Here is a 23,760-nt window from a genome sequence, read left to right as displayed (position 1 = left end):
GCCCCTGGAAACGGGGGCGGGCCTCTCTTTTTGGTGATCGCCACAGCCGGAACCGCCGCCAGGTGACGGCGTTTTCAGAGCGGGGCGTTATCGGAGGTCACTTATAATGAAGCGGATTCTTTTTGCTGTCGTCCTCGCGGCCCTTCCCGCAACTGCCTTTGCGCAGACTGCGGGGCCGATCATTCGCGATCCCGCCAGCGGTGGCTTCACGCATGATCCCGCGCTTGCGGGGTCGGATATGTTCGCCCCTACCCTGACGCGGGACCCGGCCGGTGGGACGATGATCAGCGACGAGCCGGGCTTCCGGAACTATGTGATGGCACAACATATGCGCTCGTATCGCTATGCCGAGCCGGTCGCGGTCGGAACAGTGCTGCCGTCGCGCGGAGTGGTCTATCACGTCGTGCCGGCCGAGTATGGCGCGCATGGCTATCGCTACACGGTGGTGAACGACGAGCCCGTGATCGTCGAGCCGCGCACCCGCCGCGTGATCGAAGTCATCGACTGACGGCAGGCCTGACGGTCGCAACGCTGGAAGGCCTGCGCCGGGAGACGGCGCGGGCCTTTTTGCTGTTCAGCGCGTGCCGAACATGCGGTCTCCGGCGTCGCCGAGGCCCGGCACGATATAGCCGTGCTCGTTGAGGCGCTCGTCGATCGCTGCCGTCCAGATGCGGACATCGGGATGGGCACCCCGCAGGTGAGCGATGCCTTCCGGCGCAGCGAGCAGGCAGACGAAGCGCAGATCCTTGGCGCCGCGCTCCTTCAGGCGCTCGACGGCGGCAACAGCCGAGTTTGCGGTGGCCAGCATCGGGTCCATCACCACGATCATGCGGTCGGCGATGTCGGATGGCGCCTTGAAATAATACTCGACCGCCTGGAGCGTATCGGGATCGCGGTAGAGCCCGATATGGGCGACGCGGGCTGCCGGCACCAGCTCCAGCATGCCGTCGAGGAAGCCGACACCAGCGCGCAGGATCGGCGCGAAGACCAGCTTCTTGCCGGCGATGACCGGCTGCATTGACTTCTGCAGCGGCGTCTCGATCTCGATCTTCTCGGTCGGCAGATCGCGCGTCACCTCGTAACAGAGCAGCATGCCGATCTCGTTGAGGAGCTGGCGGAAGCTCTTGGTGGAGCGATCCTTCTCGCGCATCAGCGTGAGCTTGTGTTGGACCAACGGGTGATCGACGACGGTGACGCCGTCCTGGCTCGAAGTCATACGCCGGTTACCCCTTTATTCTCGAAGCGGTGCTCACCCTCAAAATACCGTGCCGTCGCTGACAATGGTCAAGGGCGGACCGCCATCCACACGCTTTTCGCGCGCGATCCGGCGCCCGGCGGCCCAGCTGCCGCCTTCAAGCACCTTGGCGAGCGGCAATTCCGCGCGCGAACGGCCGAGGCGCCTGCGGATCAGGGCGCCGATCTCGTCCAGCAACGCCACGGTCAGCGCCCGCCATTCGACCACCAGCGGCGAGCCGACCTCATGCGCCTTCTCCCGATCCGCCTCGTCCTTGAGCGCGATGACACCGCTGTCGAGGAAGAGCCCGCCATTGCGATATTCGGGCAGGCCGGTGAGATCGTCGATATCGACGACGGTGATGCCGGCCCATTGCAGCGGCTCGATCAGGGAATAGGTCAGCCATTGCGAGAGCTTGTGGAAGGGCACCAGGCTTTCCGTCGGCTCGCCGGGCGCGATCAGCGGATGCCGCCAGGTGTCGCCCAGCGCCACGCCGGCCAGCGTCAGGCGCGAAGGCCAGATGCCGCCGAAGACCGCAAGGACCTCACCGAGCATATGGGCGGCCCGGAGCGTCCCCGTATCGGCGGCGGCCGCAAAGCGGTCGAAAAGCTCGCCGGGGCGCGACAAACCCTGCCGCTCCAGCTCCTCGCCGAGGCGGTTGAGCAGGGCGGCACGCCCTTCGAGAGCCAATAGCGGATTGTCCGGCCCGGCCTGGAATCCCCGCGCAAGCCCTGCCGTGTCGAGGTGCTTCAGCGCGTCGGCATCGGCGCGCAGAGGATCGGCCGGGTCGCTGGAGAACAGGCCGGCGGCGAACATATCGAGCGAAGCGAGCGCCAACCCCTCGGAGCGGCCGATCTCGCTGCCGGTCGCCGCGTCGCGATAGCGCCAGTCCGGTCCCGCACCGGCATCGAGCAGGACGCTGACGATGGCGAGGTCGTAAGCGGCGCGGCCGCGCGCGCCTGTGTCGGAGAAGGCCGCGGCCTGATCCAGTCTCTGCCAGCGATCGTCCCCGGCGACGACGAAGTGGCGCCAGCGTGCGTGGAAGGGGATTTCGAGCGTCGGATAATTCGCGCGGATGGTCTCCAGCACATAGTCGGCGCAAGCCTCCAGCCGCTCGGGATGGACACTGAAATGGAGCAGCCCGCCGGACAATCCCAGCTCCAGCATCTCCCGCGCGCGTTCGCGCACGGCAGCAGGTTTCAACAGGGCGCGGAACGCCTCGGAATCGCGGTCAGGCATCATCAACTCGGATAGGGCGGGACGGGATCAGAACTTGTCGAGCTCGCGGCCGACGGTGGCCTTGAGCGCGTTGTCGCCGGGCTTGCCCTCGGGCGAATAATAGCCCGCCGCCTTCTTCGCCTCGATCTCGACGGAGGCATCGGGCGGGATCAGCTCGGGCGGGATGGCGACGCGCTCGCCGATCTCGATGCCGCTCTCGACCATGGCGTCGTATTTCATGTTCGACATCGACATCAGCCGGTCGATCCGGGTGACGCCGAGCCAGTGCAATACGTCCGGCATGAGCTGCTGGAAGCGCGCATCCTGCACGCCGGCGACACATTCGGTGCGCTCGAAGTAGGTCGCGGCGGAATCGCCACCCTCCTGGCGCTTGCGGGCGTTGTAGACGAGGAACTTGGTGACCTCGCCAAGCGCCCTGCCCTCCTTGCGGTTGTAGACGATGAGGCCGACGCCACCGCTCTGGGCCTCCTTCACGCATTCCTCGATGCCGTGGGTGAGATAGGGCCGGCAGGTGCAGATGTCGGAGCCGAAGACATCCGAGCCGTTGCACTCGTCATGGACGCGGCAGGCGATGCGCGTCTTGCGGTCGGCCAAGCCGGAGACCTCGCCCATGACATAGGCGGTGATCGAGCCGATCGGCGGCAGGAAGACCTTGAGGTCAGGCCGCGTCACCAGCTCGGGATACATGCCGCCGGTCTGCTCGAAGAGCGTGCGGCGCAGTTCGTTCTCGGTGGTGCCGAAGCGCTCGGCGATGCCCGGCAGATACCAGACCGGGTCGACCGCGATCTTGGTGACGGAGATGTCGCCGGTGGAATGCAGGATATGCCCGTCGGCGGCAAGGCGATGCGCGCCCATGGCCGCGAGTATCTCGGGAAGGTTGAGCCTCGCCTTGGTGATTGCGATGGAAGGGCGGATATCGATGCCCTCGCCGATCAGCTTGCCGAAATCCTGCGCCACCGTGTGGCCGTAAGGATCGAGCGAGACGATCTTCTTCGGATCGGCCCATTGCGGCTGCGGCGCGATCTCGGCGGTGGGATAGGTGTTGGTCAGGTCGGGACGCTGCGAGGGGTTCATCGCGCGGGCCGAGATCGCGAGCGCGCGATAGACCGAATAGGAGCCGCCATGGGCGCCGATGACGTTGCGGTCGGCCGGGTTTGTGGTCGAGGCGATGATCGGGCCGCGCTCGGCGGCGGTCGGGGCGCCCCATCGGATCGGGAAGCGAACGGCGGCGCTGCCGGGCTCGGGATGGGAGGTCAGCCTGATATGGCCGGTGCGGTTCGGCGCGTTCATCGCAGGTCTCGCCCTGAAACAGGAAAGGGCCCCAGACGGGAACGTCCGGGGCCCTCTGGACCTTGCGAAGTGTGAACCAGCGCAGGCGCGCCGTCAATCGCCTTAGAAAACAGCGAGATAGCGCAGCAGCGAGATGATGCCGATCACGATGACGATGATCTGCACGACGTTCTTGATCTGCCCGTCGAGCGGCAGCATGCGCACGAGATAGAGCACGAGGCCGATCACGAGAACGGTGATCAGAAGCGAAATCAGAATGGACATGCGTGAAGCCCTTTATCTCGGCCGATAGCCGGCCCCCCGGAGCCCTGCCGCGACGTATTCGCAGCATGTCAGCCCCGCCGACAGAACGTCGCAGGGTGGGAATAGGTTCCGGTTCGAGCTTTTGCCGGCGAAGTGGGTGTGCTTGGCGGGGAGCTCCATCGTCATGGTCGGGCTTGTCCCGACCATCCACGTCTTCGGCGGTCGAAGGTCGCGGTCAAGACGTGGATGCCCGCACAAGGGCGAGCTTGGCGTCGAGGGCGTCATTCTCGGGCGAAGCGAAGCGCAGACCCGAGAATCTCAGGACGAGAAGGCACTGGTTTCCGAGATGCTCGGGTCAAGCCCGAGCATGACGGCGGTGTGTCAGCCCGCGATGCGGTCGAAATCCGCGACCGAGCGCGTCGCCTGACGAAGCTGGTTCAGCAGCTTCAGGCGGTTGGCGCGCTGGGCCGGATCGGGATCGTTGACCGTGACCTTGTCGAAGAAGGCATCGACCGCCGGGCGCAGCTCCGCCAGCGCGGCCATGGCGCCTTCGTAATCCTCGGCGGCGACGGCGGCCTCGGCCTTCGGAGTGGCCTGCGCCAGCGCGACGGCGAGCGCCTTCTCCTCGATCAGCCCGGCATCGGCGATGAGGTGCAGGTCCGGAGCGTCGGCGAAGGCGCCCTCCCCGTCCTTCTTCTCCTCGGCCTTGAGGATATTGGCGGCGCGCTTGTAGCCGGCGAGCAGGTTCTTGCCGTCCTCTGTGTCGAGGAAGCGGCCGAGCGCATCAGCTGTTCGAATGATGATCGAAATCACCCTGACATTCGCCATGCCAGGCATCATGGCCTCGCGTCGAATACCTTGCTGTGACACTGCATCAACAACGTCATGCGGGATGCCTCGATCACGAAGCATGACCTTCAAACGCTCGACGATGAAGTCGATGAGATCAAAAGCAGCAACAGGCCCGTCGACGGACGGCCATCTGTCGAACGAGCGGATCAAGATCAGCTCAAGCTGAAGGCGATTCAGATTATTCTCGTCGCAAATTCGGCAAACACCCAGCGCCGCCCGTCGCAGCGCATAGGGGTCCTTACTCCCCGTGGGTTTCTCGTCGATGGCCCAGAACCCGACGAGCGTATCGAGCTTGTCGGCCAGCGCCACCGCGACCGAAACCGGATCGGTCGGTACGCGGTCCGAGGGACCGAGCGGCTTGTAGTGCTCCTCCACCGCGGCGGCGACCGAGGCGTCCTCGCCCTGCAGCTCGGCGTATTTACGGCCCATCAGGCCCTGCAGTTCCGGGAACTCGCCGACCATCTCGGTCGGCAAATCGGCCTTGGCGAGCTTGGCGGCGCGCTCGGCCTTTTCCGGATCGGCGCCGACGATCGGGGCCAGTTCCTTCGCCAGCGCGGCGATGCGCTGGACGCGCTCGCCTTGCGTGCCGAGCTTCGCGTGGAAGACGACGCCGAGCTTGTCGAGCTTGGCCATGCGCTGGTCGAGCGGCTTGGCGAGATCGAGCCCGAGCTTCTCGGCGCTGGCCGTGAGCGTATCGAGGTCCGGCAGCGAGCCGCGATCGGTCTGCCAAAAATAGGCGGCGTCGGAGAGGCGGGCGCGCACGACGCGGCCGTTGCCGGCGGTGATCGCCGTGCCGCCGTCGCTGGCGAGGAGGTTCGAGACCAGGATGAAGCGATTGGCGAGCGCGCCCGTCGCGGGATCGCGCAGCACGAAGCATTTCTGGTTGGCGCGGATGGTGGCGCGGATCGCCTCGCCGGGGATGTCGAGGAAGCGCTCCTCGAATTCGCCCATCAGCACGACCGGCCATTCGACGAGGCCGGCAACCTCCTCCAGCAGCCCCTCATCCTCGACGAGATCGAGCCCCTGCGCGAAGGCGAGGTTGCGGGCGTCGGTGAGGATGATCTCCTTGCGCCGGTCGGCATCGAGCACGACCTTGGCCTTCTCCAGCGAGGTCACGTAGTCGTCGAGGCGCTTCACCGTGATCGGGCCGGGCGCATGGAAGCGGTGGCCATAGGTGACGTTGCCGGAGACGATGCCGTCGACCTCGAAGGGCACGATCTCGGTGTCCTCGGTCTCCGCGCCGAAGGTGCAGAGGATCGAATGCAGCGGGCGCACCCAGCGCAGGCTGGCGCCGGCAGCGGAAGCCTTGCCCCAACGCATCGACTTCGGCCAGGGGAAGGACCGGATCACGGCCGGGACGATCTCGGCGATGGCGGCGACAGTTTCCTGGCCGGGCTTCTCGATGATGGCGACGTAGCTATCGCCCTTCTTCGGATCGCTGACGATGGTCGCCTGATCGAGCGAATTCAGCCCGGCAGCCTTGAGGAAGCCCTGCACGGCAGCCTCGGGCGCGCCGACGCGCGGGCCCTTGCGCTCCTCGCGGACATCGCGGCCGCGCACCGGCAGCCCGGCGACGTGCAGCGCCAGCCGGCGCGGCGTGACGAAGGCCTTGGCGCCCTCATAGACGAGGCCGCGCTCGACGAGCGCATCGGTGACGAGCTTCTTCAGATCCTCGCCCGCCTTGCGCTGCATGCGCGCGGGGATTTCCTCGGAGAAGAGTTCGAGCAGGAGATCGGGCATCAGATGGCTCCGCCGCCGGCGGTCTTCAGCCAGGCTGCACCGCAGGCCTTGGCGAGCTCACGCACGCGCAGGATATAGCTCTGGCGCTCGGTGACCGAGATCACGCCGCGCGCATCGAGCAGATTGAAGATGTGGCTCGCCTTGATGCACTGGTCATAGGCCGGCAGGGCGAGCTGGTGGCGAGGCTGGTTGGCGCCGGAGACGGGTTCGCCGGCGGCCAGCAACGCCTTGCATTCGGCTTCGGCGTCCGAGAAGTGGCGGAACAGCGTCTCGGTATTGGCGTGCTCGAAATTATGCCGCGAATATTCCTGCTCGGCCTGCAGGAAGACGTCGCCGTATGAAATCCGGTCCTCGCCGTCGAGGCCGTTGAAATTGAGGTCGTAGACGTTCTCGACGCCCTGGACATACATCGCCAGCCGCTCGAGCCCATAGGTCAGCTCGCCCGCGACCGGGGCGCATTCGACACCCGCGACCTGCTGGAAATAGGTGAACTGGCTGACCTCCATACCGTCGCACCAGCACTCCCAGCCGAGCCCCCATGCGCCGAGCGTCGGGCTTTCCCAATCGTCCTCGACGAAGCGGACATCATGCAGCGCGAGATCGACGCCGATGGCCTTGAGCGAGTCGAGATAGAGCTGCTGCAGGTCCGGCGGCGACGGCTTCAGGATGACCTGGAACTGGTAATAATGCTGGAGGCGGTTGGGGTTCTCGCCATAGCGGCCGTCCTTGGGGCGGCGCGAAGGCTGGACATAGGCCGCCTTCCAGGGCTTGGGCCCAAGCGCACGCAAAGTCGTCGCCGGGTGGAAGGTGCCGGCGCCGACCTCCATGTCGTAAGGCTGCAGCACGACGCAACCTCGCTCGGCCCAGAAGCGCTGCAGCGTCAGCAGCAGCGCCTGGAAAGAGCGCGTCGGGTCCATCGCCGGCGAGGAAACCGGGTTGGCAGGGTGCAAGTGCGGTGCTGGGGCGGACAAGTGCCGGCAACCTTCCGATAACAAAGGGATGGCGGGGTGCTTAGGGTTCGCGCCCGCCAGGGTCAAGCGCCCGGCCGGAACCGGACAGGTTTCGTTCATACCCGGTCTGATAACCACCGGGACAACCGCTGGGCTCGCGATGTTCGGGGCGAGCATTTGATGCCGGGCCGGCGGCTGGATAACGAAGGAGTTAAGCCCATGTTGACAACCCGCATCATTGCCGCCGCGTTCGGCGCAGCAACCTTGCTCGGTGCCGCCATGAGCAGCGCCCCGGCTTCCGCCGCGCCGATCTCGGCCGGCACGGCGCTGGCTTCCGGCGCTGAAACCGGCCTCGTGCAGCAGGCCTGGCATCGTGGCCGCCCGCATTACGGCCCGGGCCGCCCGCATGTCCGCCGCTGCTGGACCGAGACCCGCCGCGTCTGGAACGGCCGGCGCTGGATCGTGCGCTCGCACCGCGTCTGCCGCTGAGCCGGCGCCCTTCCCCAGATGAAGACAAGCTGAACGGCGCGGTTTCGCGCCGTTCAGGTGAAACGCCTAAGTTCCTTTGCAGGGACGACAAGTCGGCCATCGGCGAAGCCGGTGGCCAGCGATGGAGATCACGATGTTCCGTACAACGCTTCTCGCGGCTGCCGTGACGGCGGCGCTGGGCGGTATTGCCCTGACGGCTGCTCCCGCCTCGGCCGCGCCGGTCGCTGCCCCGGCCGGCCAGACCGCGCAGGCCGGCCAAGGCCTTATCGAACAGGCCCAGTACTACTACCGAGGCCCACGCCGCCATTACGGCCCGCGCCCCTATTATCGCCCGCGCTGCTTCTGGTCGGAACGCCGCGTGTGGAATGGCTGGCGCTGGGTCGTCCGCCCCGTACGGGTCTGCCGCTGAGGCCGACGCATTCCGGCCATGATCGGCCGCTCAATGAAGGCAAGCTGAACGGCGCGGTTTCGTTCCGTTCAGCTTCAAAGACCTAATTTCGTTTCCACGGACGGCGTTCATTTCGACGGCAGATACTGCCGGCGCCAACCTCATGGAGGATATCATGTTCCGGACGATGCTTTTCACCGTCGCGACGGCCGGCACGCTGGGCGTGGCCGCCCTGAGCGCCACCCCGGCCGCTGCCGCGCCCGTCGCCGCCGCGCCGCTGGTTGATACCGGCGGCATGGTGCAGCAAGCCCAGTATTATTACGGGCCGCGCCGCTATTACGGACCGCGCGGCTACTATGGGCCCCGCCGCTATTATGGTCCGCCGCGCTATTACGGGCCGCGCCCCTATTACGGCCCGCGCTTCTATGGTCCGCCGCCCCCGCCGCCGCCGTTCTACGGGCCGCGCTACTGGTAGGCCGCAAGGCGCGCGCGGCCGCGATGGACGGCCTCGCTCGCATCGGTAAAGCGGCCATCGGGGCCATTGATCACGAAAGCCGGCAGCACCTCTGCCGGCTTTCTGCTGTTCAGGACCGCCGTGACGATGACACGGATCGCCGGCCTCTCGGCCGAGCCGTGGACCGGCCGGATCGCGATGGCGCCGAAGCCGGTGCCGAGGCCGGCGAGCAGTTCCGGCAACGCCTCGGCCCGATGGATCATCGCAAGGAGCCCGCCGGGTTTCAGCGCGCGCCGGGCCGCACGGAGCCAGGGCTGAAGATCGCCTTCGGCGACATGGGCGGCCCTGCGATTGGGCGTCGGCGAGGCCCGCGTCCCCCCTGCGGGATAGAAGGGCGGATTGATCGCAACCGCGTCGAAGGAAGCTGCCTTCAGCCCCGCCGCCTCCAGTTCCACAGCAGGAGCCGTGATGTCGGCCGATATGACGCCGGCGCGGCCGGCCATGCCGTTCGTCTCGGCATTGTGCTTCGCCAGAGCCGCGAGATCGGGATCGCGCTCCAGCAACGTGACGCTCAATCCGGGCCTTGCGAGCGCTGCGGCCAGGCCGACCGTTCCGACGCCCGAACCGATATCAAGCAGCGTTCCGCCATCGAGATCGGGCAGCGCTGCCGCCAGGAGAATGGCATCCGTGCCGGCGCGATGGCCCTTGCGCGGCTGGCGCAGAACGAGACGGCCGTCGAGCAGCCGGTCCTCGACGATCTCGCCCAATGCCGAGGCAGCATCCGCCTCATTCATCACGCAGCTCGCCGCCATAGCCGGCCTCGACCAGCAGGGCCCGCGCCCGGCGCTTATCCGCCTCGCGCACGAGGAGGCGCCGGGGGAAGGCACCGATCATGCCTTCGAGCGCGCTGATGTGCTGGTCGGCGATGAGGCAGTCGAGCCCGGCGGAGTCCAGCAGGGCCTCGACGGCGCCGAGCAGGATGAGGTCGTTGGTGCGCATGAGTTCGTGCATCGCCCCATGGAACCCAAGCCGGCCGCTTCGCGCAAGGTGCGGCGTCCCGCCGGTTTGCGGGGGCTGGCGTCCCATGCGACGGTTGTGGCATGGCTGCAGGCGCGCCGTATCGGCGCGTGGATCTGATCCGGAGTGTTTCCAGTGGGCGTTGTCGTATCCCTCGAGGAACGGGAATCGAATCAGGCGAGCATCGAGCCGCTCGTCGCGCTGACGCGTGCCGACATGGAGCGGGTCAATGCCATGATCCTGTCACGCACCGGCTCTGACGTGACGATGATCCCGGAGGTCGCCAACCACCTCATCTCCTCCGGCGGCAAGCGGCTGCGGCCGATGCTGACGCTCGCCATGGCCAATCTCTGCGGCTATCAGGGCGAGGGTCAGGTCAAGCTCGCGGCTTCCGTCGAGTTCATGCACACGGCGACGCTGCTGCATGACGACGTCGTCGACGAGAGCGACATGCGCCGCGGCAAGCTCGCGGCCCGCATGCTCTGGGGCAACGAAGCCAGCGTGCTGGTCGGGGACTTCCTGCTCGGCCAGGCCTTCAAGATGATGGTCGAGGTGGGCTCGCTCCGGGCGCTCGACATTCTCTCCACCGCCGCCGCCGTGATCGCCGAGGGCGAGGTCTTCCAGCTCTCCGTCGCCAAGAACACCGAGACGACCGAGGACGAATATCTCTCGGTCATCCGCGGCAAGACGGCGGAGCTCTTCGCCGCGGCCTGCGAGGTCGGGCCGGTGATCGCCAGTTCCTCCAAGGCCGATTCCGCCGCCTGCCGCAGCTACGGGCTCAATCTCGGCATCGCCTTCCAGCTCATCGACGACGCGCTCGACTATGGCGGCGTCGCGGCCAAGCTCGGCAAGAACACCGGCGACGATTTCCGCGAGGGCAAAATCACCCTGCCCGTCGTCCTCTCCTTCCGCCGCGGCGACGAGACGGAGCGCGCCTTCTGGAAGCGCACATTGCAGGACGGCGAGATCAGGGACGGCGATCTGGAAGAGGCGCAGGCGATCATGCGCCGGCACAAGGCGCTGGACGACACCATCGCCCGTGCCGAGCACTATGCGCGGATGGCCAAGGACGCGCTCGGCCTGTTCCCGGCCTCGCCGATGAAGCAGGCGCTCAACGCCGCCGTCGATTTCTGCGTGGCGCGGGCGCACTGAGGCAGAGCGTCATGCTCGGGCTCGACCCGAGCATCTGGTAACGCAGATGCTCCTGCTCCTCATTCTGTGAGCGATTCGCGGGTCTGCGCTGAGCGTCGCCCGAGAATGACGGCTGATTATCAGCTCAATAGCGTCGGCTTCACCCACCAATCCGGCCGATCGCGTTGCAGTACCTTCGCCGCAGCGGCGCTGGCGCGGCAATCATCGAACAGCGCAAAGCAGGTCGCGCCGGAGCCGGACATGCGGGCAAGCCGGCAATCCGGAATGCGCTCCAACCGCTCCAGAACCTCGCCGATCTCAGACGCAACGCGCTGAGCGGGCACGGTGAGATCGTTTCCGGAACGGGTGAGATTCGCGAGAAGCTCCGCCGCCGAGACCGTGCCATAGCCGAGCTTGTCATCGGGGCCGCCCAGCCGCTGGCCATGCGCCAGTCCAAGCGCCCGGAAGACCGCAACCGTTTCGACTGCCACGCCCGGATTGACCAGCAGCGCAAAGAGCCGCGGCAAGCGCAGCGCCGGGCCGAGCCGCTCGCCGATACCGGCCATCAGCCGCGCCCGCGAATCGAGGCAGACCGGCACATCGGCACCGACCTGCGCGGCGACATCGTGCAGAATCGGATCGGACATGGCGATGCCGTTCAGGCGCGCGAGCAGCCGCAAAGCCGCAGCCGCGTCAGCCGAGCCGCCGCCGATCCCGGAGGCGACAGGCAATCGCTTGACGAGGTGGAGGCGCCCGAAGCGCAGGCCGGGGCGGGCGGCCTCCAGCGCGCGGGCGGCGCGCAGGACGAGATTGCCGTCATCGACCGCCAGCCCCGTAGCGCGGGGACCGGCAATCGACAGGGAGAGCGGTCCATCGGGATCGAGCGTCAGCTCGTCGCCGATTCCGGCGAAGGCGACGAGGCTTTCGAGCTCGTGATAGCCGTCGTCGCGCCGACCAAGAACCCGCAGGTCAAGATTGACCTTGGCGCGCGCACGCGTCGTCAGCGGTAGAGCCACGGCCGATCCCGGCTGAAGCATTTTCGAGCGAAGTGGATACCGGTTCGCGTGAAGAAAATGCGATAAATCAAGGGGCTAGAGAATTTCTGCGCTTCGGAGCAACGCGAAAACTCTCTAGAGGCGCCTATGACGCGGGAGGCGTCAGCCGCCGTCCTTCTTGGCGTCGTCCGTGACATTGGCCGAGGGATCCTCCAGCCCGCGCTCGATCTTGCGCTGGATCTTCTCCAGATCCTCGGGCTCCGGCTTGAGGTCGCGGGCGTGGTTCCACTGGAACTTCGCCTCGAGCTGGCGGCCGGTGCGCCAATAGACGTCACCGAGGTGGTCGTTGATGACCGGGTCGGAGGGGCGCAGCTCGGCGGCGCGCTCGATCTCGCGTGAGGCATCCTCGTAGCGGCCGAGGCGGTAATAGGCCCAGCCCAGCGAATCGATGATGTAGCCGTCGCGCGGCCGCAGCTCGACGGCACGGCGCAGCATGTCGAGCGCCTCGTCGAGCTTGAGATGCTTGTCGACCAGCGAATATCCGAGATAATTCAGCACCAGAGCGCGCTCGCGCCCGAGCGGATCGGGCAGGAGTTCGAGCGCCTTGCGCAGATCGGCCTCGGCTTCCGGCCAGCGGTTGATGCGCTCGCGCGCGATGCCGCGGAAATAATACAGGTCCCAGTTGGCGCGGCCCGGCGAGGCGATCTTGTTGATGGCCTTGTCGTAGGCCGCCGCCGCCTCGGCAAACTGCTTGCGCGAGCGATAGATATTGCCGAGCGCGGAGAGCGCGTCGACATCATCGGGGCGCTCGGCGATGACCTTCTCCAGATGCTTCACCGCCTCTTCCGGCTTGCCGAGATTCTCCAGCGCGAGGCCGGCCTGGATCTCGGCATTGGAACGCAGCGGCGAGGAAGCCGGCATCCTGTCGTAGACCGCGACCGCGTCCTCCGGCTGGCGGGCGCGCTCGAGGATGTCGCCCAGCGTCAGGATGGCGAGGTCGTGGCCGGGGTCGAGATAGATCGCCATGCGCAGATAGAGCAGCGCAGCGGCTTCGTCGCCCTGGCGATTGCCGGCGCTGGCGAGCCCGTAGAGCACCTCGGCGGCACCCTGCTGCGCCGTCTGGATCTGGCGCGAGGGGGCCTCCTTCTTCGCCACCAGCGACATGCCCTCGCGGATGATCGGGTGGTTGGGCAGCAAGCGGTCGAAATCGGCGTAGGTCGCCGCAGCCCCGGCATAATCGCCGCCGCGGGCCTGGAAGCGCGCCCAGAGATCTACCAGGCGCAGCGTCGTCTTTTCGGCGTCATAGGCCGATTTCAGCCGCTTCTCGGCCTCGGCCTTGCGGTTGGCGGCGTCGAGAATCAACCCGGCGTGATAGTCGCGGAAAAGATTGTAGGACGGCTCGCCCTTCAACCGCTCCAGCGTCTCGATGGCGCGCCTGGAATTGCCCGAACCGAGATAGGACCAGGCGGAAAGCAGCGTCGCGGTGATGTCGGCCGCCCGGCCGCGCCCGCCGCGCTGAAGGTGATTGCGCGCGGTCTGGTAGCTCTTCTGCTTGATCGAACGGATGCCAATGACGAGTTGCGCCAGGCCGTTGCTCGGATCCTGCTGGATCAGCTTGTCGGCGGCGCGGAAGGCGTCGGGCATGGCGCCGTCGGCCAGGAAAGCGACGAAAGCGCGCTCCAGCAGGTCGTTGTTCTGCGGATCGTCCCGCACGGCCTCACGCAGATAGACGGAGGCGGCGCCGAGATCGCGCGAGGCGCCTGCCACGATGGCGGCGAGGTAATTCCCTTCAAGGCTGTCGGCCGGCTCGAGCGAATCGGCCGAACGCGGCGCGGTCGCGCCTTGAGCGGCAGCAGCCACCGGCAGAACCATCAAAAACGACAAGGCAGCAGCCGTACCGGAGGCACGCAGCTTCTTCATAAATGTCACGACTGCCATTCTCCCTCGGTCCGCCGCCTCACTGTTCCGGGGCGCTTTTTCCAGCGGACCGTGATCGCTTCGCGTAGGCTGGCAAGATGGCGGTTTCCGGGCGGGCCGGCAAGCCGGGCTCCGAGCGAATGCGGCAGTCTCGTAGCGGCGGCGCAACAGTGCCCGAAAACCGGCTGACGGAGAGGAGGCCGTGAGAAAACGCCAGTCATCAGGCAAGGTTATCAGCTCCATATTTCGTTGGTCCCCAGATCACGCAGCTTCTCTGTTGGGATCGTTCCAATGGAAAAGATTGTTCCGAGTTTCGCGGCTGCCGCTCTTCTCGCCGGTTTCGCCGCCCGCTGCACCAAGGACGAGCCGAAGCCGGCTCCGTCCGTCGTGCGCAAGGGCTGATCAGCCTCGCAAAAACAAAGGGCGCGCCTGCCGGCGCGCCCTTTTTCATGACGTGTTGCAAGCGCGCCGGCGCAGGCCGATCACATATTCGCGTAGCCAGGTCCGCCGCCGCCTTCCGGCACCGTCCAGGTGATGTTCTGGGCGGGGTCCTTGATGTCGCAGGTCTTGCAGTGGACGCAGTTCTGCGCGTTGATCACGAAGCGCGGGTTGGTCTTCGCCTCGGCATCGTCATAGACCACCTCGTAGACCCCCGCCGGGCAGTAGAGCCGGGCCGGCTCGCCATAAACAGGCAGGTTCTTCGCGATCGGGATCGACGGGTCCGTCAGCTTCAGATGCGCCGGCTGGTCTTCCTCGTGGTTGGTCGAGGAGAGGAAGACCGAGGACAGCTTGTCGAAAGAAATCTTGCCGTCGGGCTTCGGGTAGGTGATCGGCGTGACCTCGGCGAGCGGCTTCAGCGTCGCGAAATCCGGCTTGCCGTGCTTGAGAGTGCCGAAGGGCGACCAGCCGAAGAGCTGGTTCAGCCACATGTCGATGCCGCCAAGGCCGATGCCGATCAGCGTGCCGAACTTCGACCAGAGCGGCTTGACGTTGCGGACCAGCTTGAGGTCCTTGCCGATCGCGCTGTCGCGCCAGCTATCCTCGATCTCGACGACCTCGTCATGGCTGCGCCCCGCCTGCAATGCGGGCACCAGCTTTTCCGCCGCCAGCATGCCGGACAGGATGGCGTTGTGGCTGCCCTTGATGCGGGGAACGTTGACGAAGCCGGCCGCGCAGCCGATCAGCGCGCCGCCCGGGAATGTCAGCTTGGGCACCGACTGATAGCCGCCCTCGGTGATGGCGCGTGAGCCATAGGAGATGCGCTTGGCGCCTTCGAAAGTGTCGCGGATCAGCGGATGCGTCTTGAAGCGCTGGAACTCGTCGAAGGGCGAGAGCGTCGGGTTCTGATAGTTCAGATGCACGACGAAGCCGACGGTGACGAGATTGTCGTCGAAATGGTAGAGGAAGGAGCCGCCGCCCGTGCTGTTGTCGAGCGGCCAGCCGAAGGAATGCTGGACGCGGCCCTTGTGGAATTTCTCCGGCTTGACCTGCCAGAGCTCCTTCAGGCCGATGCCGTATTTTTGCGGCTCGCGCCCCTCATCGAGAGCGAACTTCCGGATGGCGATCTTGGAGAGCGAGCCACGTGCGCCCTCGCCCAGAAGCGTGTAGCGGCCGCGCAGCTCCATGCCGCGGGTGAAGCGCTCGGAGACCGTGCCGTCCTTGGCGATGCCCATATCGCCAGTGGCGATGCCGGCGATCGAGCCGTCATCGTTGTAGAGCAGCTCCGCAGCGGCGAAGCCGGGATAGATCTCGACGCCCAGCGCCTCGGCGCGCGCCGCCAGGAACTTCGCCACCAGCCCGAGCGAGCCGACGAAATTGCCGTGGTTGTTCATCAGCTTGGGCATACCGAAATTCGGCAGGCGGATGCCGTTCGGCTCTGTGAGGAAATAGAAGATGTCCTCCTTGACCTCCGTGGTCAGCGGACGCTCCGGATCATCGCGCCAATCGGGCACGAGACGATCCAGGCCGATCGGGTCGATTACCGCGCCGGAGAGAATGTGGGCGCCGACCTCGGCCCCCTTCTCGACCACGACGACGGTGATGTTCTCGTCGAGCTGCTTCAAACGGATCGCGGCAGCCAAACCCGCAGGACCGGCGCCGACGATGACGACGTCATAGTCCATGCTCTCGCGCGGTTCGCTCTGCGCTTCCTTCAGATCCATCCTGCCCTCCGCCTTCATCCGCGCCGCGCAATTGTTTATATATGAACTATCCCGCCGACTCGTTCAACGTTCGGCTTCCGTCCAGTCTGGAACCCCTCTATCCAAGTGCCCGTTCCATTTTGCAACTGCGTTGGCTCGCGAAGCGGCTTTGCAGGGTATAGGATGCGCTCATGAGCCTGTCCGATGCAGCCGGCCCCGACGAGCCAAACCCTTACGAGCTTCTGAGCTGGTACGCCGAGATGGGCGTGACGGAAGCGCTCGACGAAACACCGCGCAATCATTTCGCCGAGCCGTCGCCCGCTGACCGGCCCGCAGGACAACTGCGTTCGCTGCCGGGCCGCCCGGCCGCAGCGCCACGGCCGATCGCAGCCGCCGCCACGGCGCCCGAAGATGCCGCGGTCAGCGCGCGGGCGCTTGCCCGCGAAGCGCGCACGCTCGAGGAACTGAAAGAGGCGCTGGCCAAGTTCGAGGGCTGTGCTCTGAAGGCCACCGCCAAGAACCTCGTCTTCGCCGACGGCAATCCGGAGGGACGGGTGATGATGGTCGGCGAAGCGCCCGGCGCCGACGAGGATCGGCTCGGCCTGCCCTTCGTCGGGCGGTCCGGGCAATTGCTCGACCGGATGCTGGCGGCGATCGGCCTCAGTCGCAAGAAAGACGTCTACATCGCCAACATGCTGCCCTGGCGGCCGCCCGGCAACCGCACGCCGACGCCGCAGGAGGTCGCGATCTGCCTGCCCTTCATCCAGCGCCAGATCGAGCTTGCCGACCCCGATATCCTCGTCTGCGTCGGCGGGCCCTCGGCGCAGGGGCTACTCGGCTTCAGCGGCATCCTGCGCTCGCGCGGACAATGGGTCGAGTACGATACCGGCTCGCGGCGCATCCGCGCCCTCGCGACGCTGCACCCGGCCTATCTGCTGCGCCAGCCATTGCAGAAGCGGCTCGCCTGGCGGGATTTGCGCGCGCTCAAAACCGCGCTCGATGGGAAGAATTGACGCAGCGGCGTTGCGGACCGGAGCCAAGCAGGGCAAGCTCGAATTAGATCATATCCAGAAGCGCCCCAGCGGGCGAAACCCGGCGCCTTCATGGCGCTGCCGGATGGAGTTCTGCAATGGTCATCGACGCCTTCTTGCTTTCAAGGTTGCAGTTCGCCTTCACCGTCTCCTTCCACATCGTCTTTCCAGCGTTCACCATCGGGCTTTCCGCCTATATCGCCACGCTGCTCGGCCTGTGGCTCAAGACCGGCGATCCTAAATTCCACCTGCTCGCCCGCTTCTGGACCAAGATCTTCGCCGTCTCCTTCGCCATGGGCGTGGTTTCCGGCATCGTGCTGTCCTATCAGTTCGGCACCAACTGGAGCCGGTTCTCGACGGCGGTCGGCAACGTCATCGGGCCGCTGATCGGCTACGAGGTGYTCTCGGCCTTCTTCCTGGAGGCGTCCTTCCTCGGCGTGCTGCTGTTCGGCTGGAAGCGCGTGCCGCCCTGGCTGCATTTCACCTCGGCGATCATCGTCGCGGGCGGCACGGCGCTCTCCGGCTTCTGGATTCTCTCGGCCAATAGCTGGATGCAGCATCCCACCGGGCATGAGGTGCGCGATGGGATCGCCTACCCGGTCGACTGGATGAAGATCGTCTTCAACCCGACCTTCCCGCTACGCTTCGCCCATATGATGACGGCAGCCTATCTGACGACCGCCTTCGTCGTGCTGGCGACCGGCGCGCGGCATCTGCTCATCGGACATCGCACCGAATCGGCCAAGACGATGGTGCGGATGGCGATCCTGATGATCGCACTGACGGCGCCGCTGCAGGCGGTGATCGGCGATTTCCACGGTCGCGACACGGCGACCTATCAGCCGGCCAAGCTCGCCGCGATCGAGGCGCACTGGGATTCGTCGAAGCCCGGCGCCCTCGTGCTCTTCGCCTGGCCCGACGAGAAGGCCGAGCTCAACCGATTCGAGATCTCGATCCCGGGCGTCGCCAGCCTGGTGACCCATGGCAGCATGAACGCGCTCTTCCCGAGCCTGAAGGACTTCGCGCCACAGGATCGGCCGCCCGTCCTGATCCCGTTCTTCGCCTTCCGGGCGATGGTGGGGATCGGCGTGCTGATGATCCTGTTCGGCTGGACCGGCGCCTGGCTCTGGCGCAAGGGCACAGTATTCGAATCGCGGCGCTGGCTCTGGGTCGCCCAATATTCCTGGCCGGCGGGCTTCGTCGCCATTCTCTCAGGCTGGTTCGTCACCGAGGTCGGCCGCCAGCCCTGGCTGGCGACGGGCATCATCCGCTCGGCCGACGCCGTCTCCCCGGTCACGACCCTGCAGGTCGCGATCTCGCTCTTCCTGTTCGTCTGCGTCTATTCGGTGGTGTTCACGGCCGGCATCCTGCTGATCAACCGCCTGATCGCCAAGGGACCGGACGAGATCACCGGGGAGGAGCCACCGGAGCAGCCATCGAAGCGCCCGCTCAAGGCGGTGCAGGGCGAGGCCGCCACGATCTTCGGCGACGGCCGGCCCGGCGACGACAAGATCCAGCCGGCGATCTGAGGAGCCACGACGATGGAATGGTATCTTCCGATCATCTGGGCCGTGCTGATCGGCACCGCCGTGATGCTCTATGTCGTGCTCGACGGCTTCGACCTCGGCATCGCCATCCTGTTCCCGACGACCAAGGACGAGGGCGAGCGCGACCAGATGATGAACTCGGTCGCCCCGTTCTGGGACGGCAACGAGACCTGGCTTGTGCTGGGCGGCGGCGGCCTCTGGGTCGCCTTCCCGCAGGCCTACGCCATCATCATGCCCGCCTTCTACATCCCGATCACGCTGATGCTGCTGGCGCTGATCTTCCGCGGCGTCGCCTTCGAATTCCGCTGGGTCGCCAAGCCGCATCACCAGCGCTGGGATCTGGCCTTCTGGCTCGGCTCGACGGTGGCCGCGTTCTCGCAGGGCCTTGTGCTCGGCGGGCTGATCCAGGGCGTCACCGTCGCGAAGGGCCAGTTTGCCGGCGGACCGCTCGACTGGCTGACGCCCTTCACGGTGATGTGCGGGGCCGGCGTGGTCGTCGGCTATGCGCTGCTCGGCGCGACCTGGCTGCTCTACAAGACCGACGGCCCGGTCGCCGAACGGGCCCGGCGTCAGGCGAAGACGCTGCTGCTGGGGCTACTGGCCTTCGCGGTGCTGGTCTCGCTCTGGACGCCCTATGCGCATCCGCGCATCGCCGAGCGCTGGTTCACGCCAGCCAATCTCGTCTGGCTGTGGCCCTTCCCCGTGCTGACGGCGCTGTGCGGTTACCTCGCCTGGCGGCGGCTCCATGGCGCGCATGAGTTCACGCCCTTCGCGCTGACGATCGCGATCTTCCTGCTCTGCTTCCTCGGGCTCTCGATCTCGAACTTCCCCTATCTGGTGCCGCCGAACGTGACGATCTGGGATGCGGCCGCAGCGCCCTCCTCCCATATCTTCGTGCTGATCGGCGTCGCGTTCCTGCTGCCGATGATCCTGTTCTACACGGCCTTCGTGTACTGGACCTTCCGCGGCAAGGTGCGGGCCGACAGCGGCTATCATTGAGCCGACAGGCCGCAGTCAGCCTATATTCAGCCGCCGCCTGCAAAGACGGCTTGAGTTCCCCGCCTCACTTGGCGAGATTGCGGGGAGCTTTCTCGGGGACCGGTCCATGCAGTGGGAAGATTACCGCCAGTCCGAGAATCTCGAGGACAGGCGCGGCAGCGGTGGCGGCGGCGGGTTCGCCGGCATGCCCGGCGGCCGCGGCGGCATCGGCATCGGCACGATGGTGGTGCTCGGCCTGCTCGGCTGGGCGCTCGGCATCGATCCGCGCCTGCTGATCGGTGGCGCCGAGATGATCGGCGGCATCGGCGGGCGTGAGCAGACGCAGGAGACCCGACGCTCGTCCGGCCCGCCGCAGGACCAGATGGGCCGCTTCGTCTCGGCCGTGCTGGCGCAGAACGAGGATGTCTGGACGAAGATCCTGCCGCAGCAGGCCAATACCCGCTATCAGGCGCCGCGGCTCGTCCTGTTCTCCGGTATCGACCGCTCCGGCTGCGGCACGGCACAATCGGCGATGGGTCCGTTCTATTGTCCGCAGGACCGCAAGGTCTATCTCGACACCTCCTTCTTCCAGGAGATGCAGCGCAAGCTCGGCGGCGGCGGCGACTTCGCCTATGCCTATGTGATCGGCCACGAGGTCGGCCACCACATCCAGAACCTGCTCGGCATCCTGCCCAAGGCCAACCAGCTGCGCGAGCGCTCGTCCGAGCGCGATGCCAACGCCATCTCGGTGCGCGTCGAATTGCAGGCCGACTGCTTTGCCGGCGTCTGGGCGCACAACGTCCAGGCCATGGGCCGGCTCGACCAGGGCGACATCGAGGAGGCGATCCGCACCGCTTCCGCGATCGGCGACGACAAACTGCAGAAAGCGGCGCAGGGCACGGTGGTGCCGGATTCCTTCACCCACGGCTCCTCGGCACAGCGCACGAAGTGGTTCAATACCGGCTTCCAGTCGGGCTCGATGCAGAGCTGCGACACGTTCCGCAATCAGGTGTAGCGGGGAACTCCGACACCGCCGGAGCGAGCATCGACACGCCGGCAGCCGCGACGACAGGTTTCGGCTGTTTTGCAATCTGGACGGGTGCGGAGGAACCTCTGCGCCCTCAGAACCGTTTGCCTCTCACGCAGATGGCGATTTTCGCCAGCAGGAGGGGCTCATGGACAGCATCATCTATCTCGTCGGCTTAGTCGTGGTCATCTTGGCCATCCTGTCGTTCCTCGGGCTTCGATAGGAGATCCCCATGTCCATGTCAGGAACAGACGTCGTCGTCGCCCCGGTGACCGTCAACAAGCAGACGCACTCTTACGTGCAATGGGGGCCGATCATCGGCGGCGCCGTCATCGCCACCGCCATCTCGACGATCATGACCGTATTCGGTTCGGCCATCGGCCTGTCGATGGTCTCCGCCGATTACGAAAGGAGTTCGAGCGCAACGGCGCTGGCGATCGCCGGCGCTCTCTGGGCGCTCTGGGTCACCGTCTCCTGCTGCATGGCAGGCGGCTATCTCGCCGGCCGCATGCGCCAGCCGACCTTCGATTCCACCAAGGACGAGCGGAAAGTGCGCGACGCCACCCATGGTCTGCTCGTCTGGGCCACCGGCGCGCTGCTGATCACCATCGTCGCGACATCGTCGCTGTTCGGGGCCGCGAAGACGGCAGCCAGCGGCGTCGCCTCCGCCGGCTCGGGAGCGGCATCGCTGATCTCCCAGAATGTCGATCCGCTCAGCATGGCGCTCGACAATTCCATGCGCGCCAGCGGCCAGCAGCCTGTAACGGCCGAGGAGCGTAACGAAGCCTCGCGAATCTTCGTCAATGCGCTCTCCAATGGAAAGATCGAGCCTGCCGATCGGGACTACCTCGCCGGCCGGCTCGCGGCGCGGGCCAGTATCGCCCAGCAGGATGCCCAGAAGCGCATCGATGACGCCTACGCCCGCTTGGCTCAGGCAAAGGAGACCGCGAAGCAGGCAGCCGAACGCGCCCGAAAGATCGCCGTCCTCTCCGCCTTCCTGACGGCGGCGGCCTTGCTTGTCGGCGCCGCGGCGGCGGCTTGGGCTGCCGGACTCGGCGGCGAGCATCGGGACGAAAACCTGCTGCTGGAGCAAGCCTGACCGGATAGGCGTCGCGTTCCGGCCGAGCCACCGGCTCCCAATCCTGAGGCCCCGCTTCGGCGGGGCCTTTGCATGCCAGGAACGCAAAAGACCTAGGGCGGCTCTTTAGCCGGCCCTTTCCCGCCGCACCGCCAGCCGCTTCGGTGCGCGAGCGAGGTGCCCGGACTGCGCCGCGCTTTTCGGAACGACGAGGCCCGCTCTCAGCCGGCGCCCACCGAAGGCCACTGCCGCACGCTCACGCAGCGAGGCTGCCGCCCCCTCCACCGGGATCAGTGCCGGCCGATTCGGGGCGAGCAGTAAATGGCGCTCGACGGTTTGCACCCAATGGGGCTGCGGGACGTCGCCGGCATCGAGCAGCAATATCCAGTCTCCGCGCGCTTCGGCCGCTCCACGCTGCCAGGCCTCGACCCCGCCGCGCAGATAATGCGCCCCGGTCCCGTCGGCGATGCGCTCGATATCGGCCGAGCCCGCGGCATCGACGATTACCGCATGGCCGAGAAAACCCTCGGCCACCGCCGGTATCAGCACGGCGAGCGTCGCGGCGAGTGCCTGTGGAGAACCGTCTGCCCGGATCACGGCTGTGAGCATGCCCAATGCTTATGATGCGGCGCAGCATGTCGCAATCCTGTCACTTGCCATTTGTTCTTGGTATGTTCACATTGGTGAGCGAGAACCGACGCCGATTCCCGGCTTTGGACGAGGTTCGACTGCCATGCGTCAGGCCAGACCCACCGAGAGGCCCTATCCGGCGGCCCAGCCGCTGAAGCGGCACGACCGGGAGCCGACGGTCTCCGCGCCTGTCGTCGCCCCGGCCGACCCGATGGCCTATGCCGGCCACCGCATCGATCCGGAGAGACGGCGCGGGCGCGGCGCCACGATCAATCCGGGCGGGCGCTACGAGGCCGAGCAGCGCGTCGCGGAGGACGATGGCTGGGGCTCGCTGGAAGAGCTGCCGCCGTTCACGACGGAGATCGCCTATGAGAAGGCGCGCAACATCATCACGCGCAACGACTCGCCCGACATCTCCTTCGACCGCTCGATCAATCCCTATCGCGGCTGCGAGCATGGTTGCGTCTACTGCTTCGCGCGACCGACCCATGCCTATCTCGGCCTGTCGCCCGGCCTCGATTTCGAGAGCAAGCTGACCGCCAAGCCCGATGCCGCGGCGCTGCTGGAGAAGGAACTCTCCTCCCCTTCCTACCAGCCGCGCACCATCGCAATCGGCACCAACACCGACGCCTATCAGCCGATCGAGAAGAAGCTGCGGATCATGCGTTCGATCCTGGAGGTGCTGGCGAAGTTCAATCATCCGGTCGGCATCGTGACGAAGTCGGCGCTGGTCCAGCGCGACATCGATATCCTCGCTCCGATGGCGGAGAAGGGGCTGGTCAAGGTCGCGCTCTCTGTGACGACGCTCGACCCCAAGGTCGCACGCGGCATGGAGCCCCGCGCCGCCTCGCCGCCCAAGCGGCTGGAGACGATCCGCAAGCTGTCGGAGGCCGGCATTCCGGTGACGGTGCTGGTCGCGCCGATCGTGCCGGCTATCAACGAGCATGAGATCGAGCGCATCCTCGACGCCGCCAAGGCGGCGGGCGCGCAGGAGGCCGGCTATGTGCTGCTCAGGCTGCCGCTCGAGGTGCGCGACATCGTGCAGGAATGGCTCCTGACGCATCACCCGGACAAGCTCCGGCATGTGATGTCGCTGATCCGCTCGACGCGCGGCGGCAAGGACTACGATTCGCAATGGGGCCAGCGCATGGTCGGCTCAGGCCCCTATGCCTGGATGATCGGCCGGCGCTTCGAGCTCGCGGCTGAGCGCAGCGGCTTCAACACGACGCGGCGGCGCCTGCGCACCGACCTGTTCGTCAAGCCCGAGAAGGAGAAGGCGCAGCTGAGTTTGTTTTGAGCGGGAGCGTTTGGAGAGTGAGGCGCCATCGTCCCGGGCGAACCGAAGCGTTGACCCGGGATGACCGTGGAGCGCACTCATGTCGCTCTGGC

The 23,760-nt window shown here is 66.5% G+C and carries 23 protein-coding genes; 11 read left to right on the top strand and 12 right to left on the bottom strand.

What is annotated here, in order from left to right; translation table 11 throughout:
- Positions 1-106: 106 nt before the first annotated feature.
- Positions 107-508 (top strand): DUF1236 domain-containing protein, encoded by a 402-nt coding sequence (locus tag AC1DVA_RS04145; RefSeq protein ID WP_265052262.1) that lies wholly within the window; start codon positions 107-109, stop codon positions 506-508.
- A 66-nt stretch (positions 509-574) separates the two neighbouring features.
- On the opposite strand, the gene upp is transcribed toward AC1DVA_RS04145, so the two are convergent.
- The 6 genes from upp to AC1DVA_RS04115 all read right to left on the bottom strand — a co-directional run bounded on the left by upp (position 575) and on the right by AC1DVA_RS04115 (position 7,515).
- Positions 575-1,216 (bottom strand): uracil phosphoribosyltransferase, encoded by a 642-nt coding sequence (upp, locus tag AC1DVA_RS04140; protein ID WP_265052261.1) that lies wholly within the window; start codon positions 1,214-1,216, stop codon positions 575-577.
- Between the two features lie 39 nt (positions 1,217-1,255).
- Positions 1,256-2,473: a URC4/urg3 family protein gene (locus AC1DVA_RS04135; RefSeq protein WP_476805060.1), complete on the bottom strand. Its 1,218-nt coding sequence runs from the start codon at positions 2,471-2,473 to the stop codon at positions 1,256-1,258.
- 27 nt (positions 2,474-2,500) lie between these two features.
- Positions 2,501-3,763, bottom strand: coding sequence for a GTP cyclohydrolase II (locus AC1DVA_RS04130; RefSeq protein WP_265052259.1), 1,263 nt, complete (start codon positions 3,761-3,763; stop codon positions 2,501-2,503).
- Between the two features lie 102 nt (positions 3,764-3,865).
- Entirely contained in the window at positions 3,866-4,027 is a 162-nt protein-coding gene (locus AC1DVA_RS04125; RefSeq protein WP_091855869.1) for a Thivi_2564 family membrane protein, read from the bottom strand.
- 360 nt (positions 4,028-4,387) lie between these two features.
- Entirely contained in the window at positions 4,388-6,598 is a 2,211-nt protein-coding gene (glyS, locus tag AC1DVA_RS04120) for a glycine--tRNA ligase subunit beta (protein WP_476805059.1), read from the bottom strand.
- On the bottom strand, positions 6,598-7,515 hold the full coding sequence (locus tag AC1DVA_RS04115) for a glycine--tRNA ligase subunit alpha (RefSeq protein WP_265055036.1): 918 nt from the start codon (positions 7,513-7,515) through the stop codon (positions 6,598-6,600). The genes glyS and AC1DVA_RS04115 overlap by 1 nt, the downstream gene beginning before the upstream one ends.
- 252 nt (positions 7,516-7,767) lie before the next feature.
- On the opposite strand from AC1DVA_RS04115, the gene AC1DVA_RS04110 reads away from it, so the two are divergent.
- The 3 genes from AC1DVA_RS04110 (at position 7,768) to AC1DVA_RS04100 (ending at position 8,900) form a co-directional block, all read left to right on the top strand.
- Positions 7,768-8,037, top strand: coding sequence for a hypothetical protein (locus tag AC1DVA_RS04110; RefSeq protein ID WP_265052257.1), 270 nt, complete (start codon positions 7,768-7,770; stop codon positions 8,035-8,037).
- A gap of 133 nt (positions 8,038-8,170) precedes the next feature.
- Complete coding sequence (locus AC1DVA_RS04105; RefSeq protein ID WP_265052256.1) at positions 8,171-8,446, top strand: hypothetical protein; 276 nt, start codon at positions 8,171-8,173, stop codon at positions 8,444-8,446.
- A 154-nt stretch (positions 8,447-8,600) separates the two neighbouring features.
- Positions 8,601-8,900 carry a hypothetical protein gene (locus AC1DVA_RS04100; RefSeq protein WP_265052255.1) on the top strand — a complete coding sequence of 100 codons (300 nt, stop codon included), beginning with the start codon at positions 8,601-8,603 and terminating at the stop codon, positions 8,898-8,900.
- Here AC1DVA_RS04100 and AC1DVA_RS04095 read toward each other — a convergent pair.
- Both AC1DVA_RS04095 and AC1DVA_RS04090 read right to left on the bottom strand, forming a co-directional pair.
- A complete protein-coding gene (locus AC1DVA_RS04095) occupies positions 8,891-9,673 on the bottom strand; it encodes a tRNA1(Val) (adenine(37)-N6)-methyltransferase (RefSeq protein ID WP_265052254.1) in 783 nt (260 codons plus the stop codon). The genes AC1DVA_RS04100 and AC1DVA_RS04095 overlap by 10 nt on opposite strands.
- Positions 9,666-9,878 carry a putative signal transducing protein gene (locus tag AC1DVA_RS04090; protein WP_442864913.1) on the bottom strand — a complete coding sequence of 71 codons (213 nt, stop codon included), beginning with the start codon at positions 9,876-9,878 and terminating at the stop codon, positions 9,666-9,668. Before AC1DVA_RS04090 ends, AC1DVA_RS04095 begins: the two co-directional genes overlap by 8 nt.
- Positions 9,879-10,031: 153 nt before the next feature.
- Between AC1DVA_RS04090 and AC1DVA_RS04085 the strand changes: the two genes are divergently transcribed.
- Positions 10,032-11,048 (top strand): polyprenyl synthetase family protein, encoded by a 1,017-nt coding sequence (locus tag AC1DVA_RS04085; protein ID WP_476805058.1) that lies wholly within the window; start codon positions 10,032-10,034, stop codon positions 11,046-11,048.
- Between the two features lie 119 nt (positions 11,049-11,167).
- Here AC1DVA_RS04085 and AC1DVA_RS04080 read toward each other — a convergent pair whose 3' ends face one another.
- The 3 genes from AC1DVA_RS04080 to AC1DVA_RS04070 form a co-directional block, all read right to left on the bottom strand.
- Positions 11,168-12,064: a 4-(cytidine 5'-diphospho)-2-C-methyl-D-erythritol kinase gene (locus AC1DVA_RS04080; protein ID WP_476805057.1), complete on the bottom strand. Its 897-nt coding sequence runs from the start codon at positions 12,062-12,064 to the stop codon at positions 11,168-11,170.
- Between the two features lie 120 nt (positions 12,065-12,184).
- Complete coding sequence (locus tag AC1DVA_RS04075) at positions 12,185-13,942, bottom strand: tetratricopeptide repeat protein (RefSeq protein ID WP_476805158.1); 1,758 nt, start codon at positions 13,940-13,942, stop codon at positions 12,185-12,187.
- 479 nt (positions 13,943-14,421) lie between these two features.
- Entirely contained in the window at positions 14,422-16,101 is a 1,680-nt protein-coding gene (locus AC1DVA_RS04070; RefSeq protein WP_265052250.1) for an electron transfer flavoprotein-ubiquinone oxidoreductase, read from the bottom strand.
- 170 nt (positions 16,102-16,271) lie between these two features.
- Between AC1DVA_RS04070 and AC1DVA_RS04065 the strand changes: the two genes are divergently transcribed.
- The 5 genes from AC1DVA_RS04065 (at position 16,272) to AC1DVA_RS04045 (ending at position 21,762) form a co-directional block, all read left to right on the top strand.
- Positions 16,272-17,093 carry a uracil-DNA glycosylase gene (locus tag AC1DVA_RS04065; RefSeq protein WP_476805056.1) on the top strand — a complete coding sequence of 274 codons (822 nt, stop codon included), beginning with the start codon at positions 16,272-16,274 and terminating at the stop codon, positions 17,091-17,093.
- A gap of 116 nt (positions 17,094-17,209) precedes the next feature.
- The gene (locus tag AC1DVA_RS04060; RefSeq protein ID WP_476805055.1) at positions 17,210-18,640 is read left to right on the top strand and encodes a cytochrome ubiquinol oxidase subunit I; all 1,431 of its coding nucleotides are present in this window, start codon (positions 17,210-17,212) and stop codon (positions 18,638-18,640) included.
- A 12-nt stretch (positions 18,641-18,652) separates the two neighbouring features.
- Positions 18,653-19,657: a cytochrome d ubiquinol oxidase subunit II gene (cydB, locus tag AC1DVA_RS04055; protein ID WP_476805054.1), complete on the top strand. Its 1,005-nt coding sequence runs from the start codon at positions 18,653-18,655 to the stop codon at positions 19,655-19,657.
- Between the two features lie 106 nt (positions 19,658-19,763).
- Positions 19,764-20,651 carry a KPN_02809 family neutral zinc metallopeptidase gene (gene ypfJ / locus AC1DVA_RS04050; protein ID WP_265052246.1) on the top strand — a complete coding sequence of 296 codons (888 nt, stop codon included), beginning with the start codon at positions 19,764-19,766 and terminating at the stop codon, positions 20,649-20,651.
- Positions 20,652-20,901: 250 nt separating this feature from the next.
- Positions 20,902-21,762, top strand: a complete 861-nt coding sequence (locus AC1DVA_RS04045; protein ID WP_476805053.1) for a hypothetical protein — start codon at positions 20,902-20,904, stop codon at positions 21,760-21,762.
- A gap of 105 nt (positions 21,763-21,867) precedes the next feature.
- Here the strand turns inward: AC1DVA_RS04045 and AC1DVA_RS04040 are convergent, their stop codons facing one another.
- Complete coding sequence (locus AC1DVA_RS04040) at positions 21,868-22,350, bottom strand: glycosyltransferase family A protein (RefSeq protein WP_265052244.1); 483 nt, start codon at positions 22,348-22,350, stop codon at positions 21,868-21,870.
- 124 nt (positions 22,351-22,474) lie between these two features.
- Here AC1DVA_RS04040 and AC1DVA_RS04035 point away from each other — a divergent pair, with 124 nt between their 5' ends.
- Positions 22,475-23,668, top strand: coding sequence for a PA0069 family radical SAM protein (locus AC1DVA_RS04035; RefSeq protein WP_476805052.1), 1,194 nt, complete (start codon positions 22,475-22,477; stop codon positions 23,666-23,668).
- Positions 23,669-23,760: the final 92 nt, after the last annotated feature.

The sequence above is a fragment of the Allobosea sp. P4_C6 genome, assembly GCF_056402015.1.
This window is presented reverse-complemented; position numbering and strand designations above follow the sequence as displayed.

Excerpts from the sequence above, each read along its gene's own strand:
- AC1DVA_RS04145 (WP_265052262.1), top strand. The coding sequence starts at position 107 with ATGAAGCGGATTCTTTTTGCTGTCGTCCTCGCGGCCCTTCCCGCAACT.
- upp (WP_265052261.1), bottom strand. The coding sequence starts at position 1,216 with ATGACTTCGAGCCAGGACGGCGTCACCGTCGTCGATCACCCGTTGGTC.
- AC1DVA_RS04135 (WP_476805060.1), bottom strand. The coding sequence starts at position 2,473 with ATGCCTGACCGCGATTCCGAGGCGTTCCGCGCCCTGTTGAAACCTGCT.
- AC1DVA_RS04130 (WP_265052259.1), bottom strand. The coding sequence starts at position 3,763 with ATGAACGCGCCGAACCGCACCGGCCATATCAGGCTGACCTCCCATCCC.
- AC1DVA_RS04125 (WP_091855869.1), bottom strand. The coding sequence starts at position 4,027 with ATGTCCATTCTGATTTCGCTTCTGATCACCGTTCTCGTGATCGGCCTC.
- glyS (WP_476805059.1), bottom strand. The coding sequence starts at position 6,598 with ATGCCCGATCTCCTGCTCGAACTCTTCTCCGAGGAAATCCCCGCGCGC.
- AC1DVA_RS04115 (WP_265055036.1), bottom strand. The coding sequence starts at position 7,515 with ATGGACCCGACGCGCTCTTTCCAGGCGCTGCTGCTGACGCTGCAGCGC.
- AC1DVA_RS04110 (WP_265052257.1), top strand. The coding sequence starts at position 7,768 with ATGTTGACAACCCGCATCATTGCCGCCGCGTTCGGCGCAGCAACCTTG.
- AC1DVA_RS04105 (WP_265052256.1), top strand. The coding sequence starts at position 8,171 with ATGTTCCGTACAACGCTTCTCGCGGCTGCCGTGACGGCGGCGCTGGGC.
- AC1DVA_RS04100 (WP_265052255.1), top strand. The coding sequence starts at position 8,601 with ATGTTCCGGACGATGCTTTTCACCGTCGCGACGGCCGGCACGCTGGGC.
- AC1DVA_RS04095 (WP_265052254.1), bottom strand. The coding sequence starts at position 9,673 with ATGAATGAGGCGGATGCTGCCTCGGCATTGGGCGAGATCGTCGAGGAC.
- AC1DVA_RS04090 (WP_442864913.1), bottom strand. The coding sequence starts at position 9,878 with ATGCGCACCAACGACCTCATCCTGCTCGGCGCCGTCGAGGCCCTGCTG.
- AC1DVA_RS04080 (WP_476805057.1), bottom strand. The coding sequence starts at position 12,064 with ATGCTTCAGCCGGGATCGGCCGTGGCTCTACCGCTGACGACGCGTGCG.
- AC1DVA_RS04075 (WP_476805158.1), bottom strand. The coding sequence starts at position 13,942 with ATGAAGAAGCTGCGTGCCTCCGGTACGGCTGCTGCCTTGTCGTTTTTG.
- AC1DVA_RS04070 (WP_265052250.1), bottom strand. The coding sequence starts at position 16,101 with ATGGATCTGAAGGAAGCGCAGAGCGAACCGCGCGAGAGCATGGACTAT.
- AC1DVA_RS04065 (WP_476805056.1), top strand. The coding sequence starts at position 16,272 with ATGAGCCTGTCCGATGCAGCCGGCCCCGACGAGCCAAACCCTTACGAG.
- cydB (WP_476805054.1), top strand. The coding sequence starts at position 18,653 with ATGGAATGGTATCTTCCGATCATCTGGGCCGTGCTGATCGGCACCGCC.
- ypfJ (WP_265052246.1), top strand. The coding sequence starts at position 19,764 with ATGCAGTGGGAAGATTACCGCCAGTCCGAGAATCTCGAGGACAGGCGC.
- AC1DVA_RS04045 (WP_476805053.1), top strand. The coding sequence starts at position 20,902 with ATGTCAGGAACAGACGTCGTCGTCGCCCCGGTGACCGTCAACAAGCAG.
- AC1DVA_RS04040 (WP_265052244.1), bottom strand. The coding sequence starts at position 22,350 with ATGCTCACAGCCGTGATCCGGGCAGACGGTTCTCCACAGGCACTCGCC.
- AC1DVA_RS04035 (WP_476805052.1), top strand. The coding sequence starts at position 22,475 with ATGCGTCAGGCCAGACCCACCGAGAGGCCCTATCCGGCGGCCCAGCCG.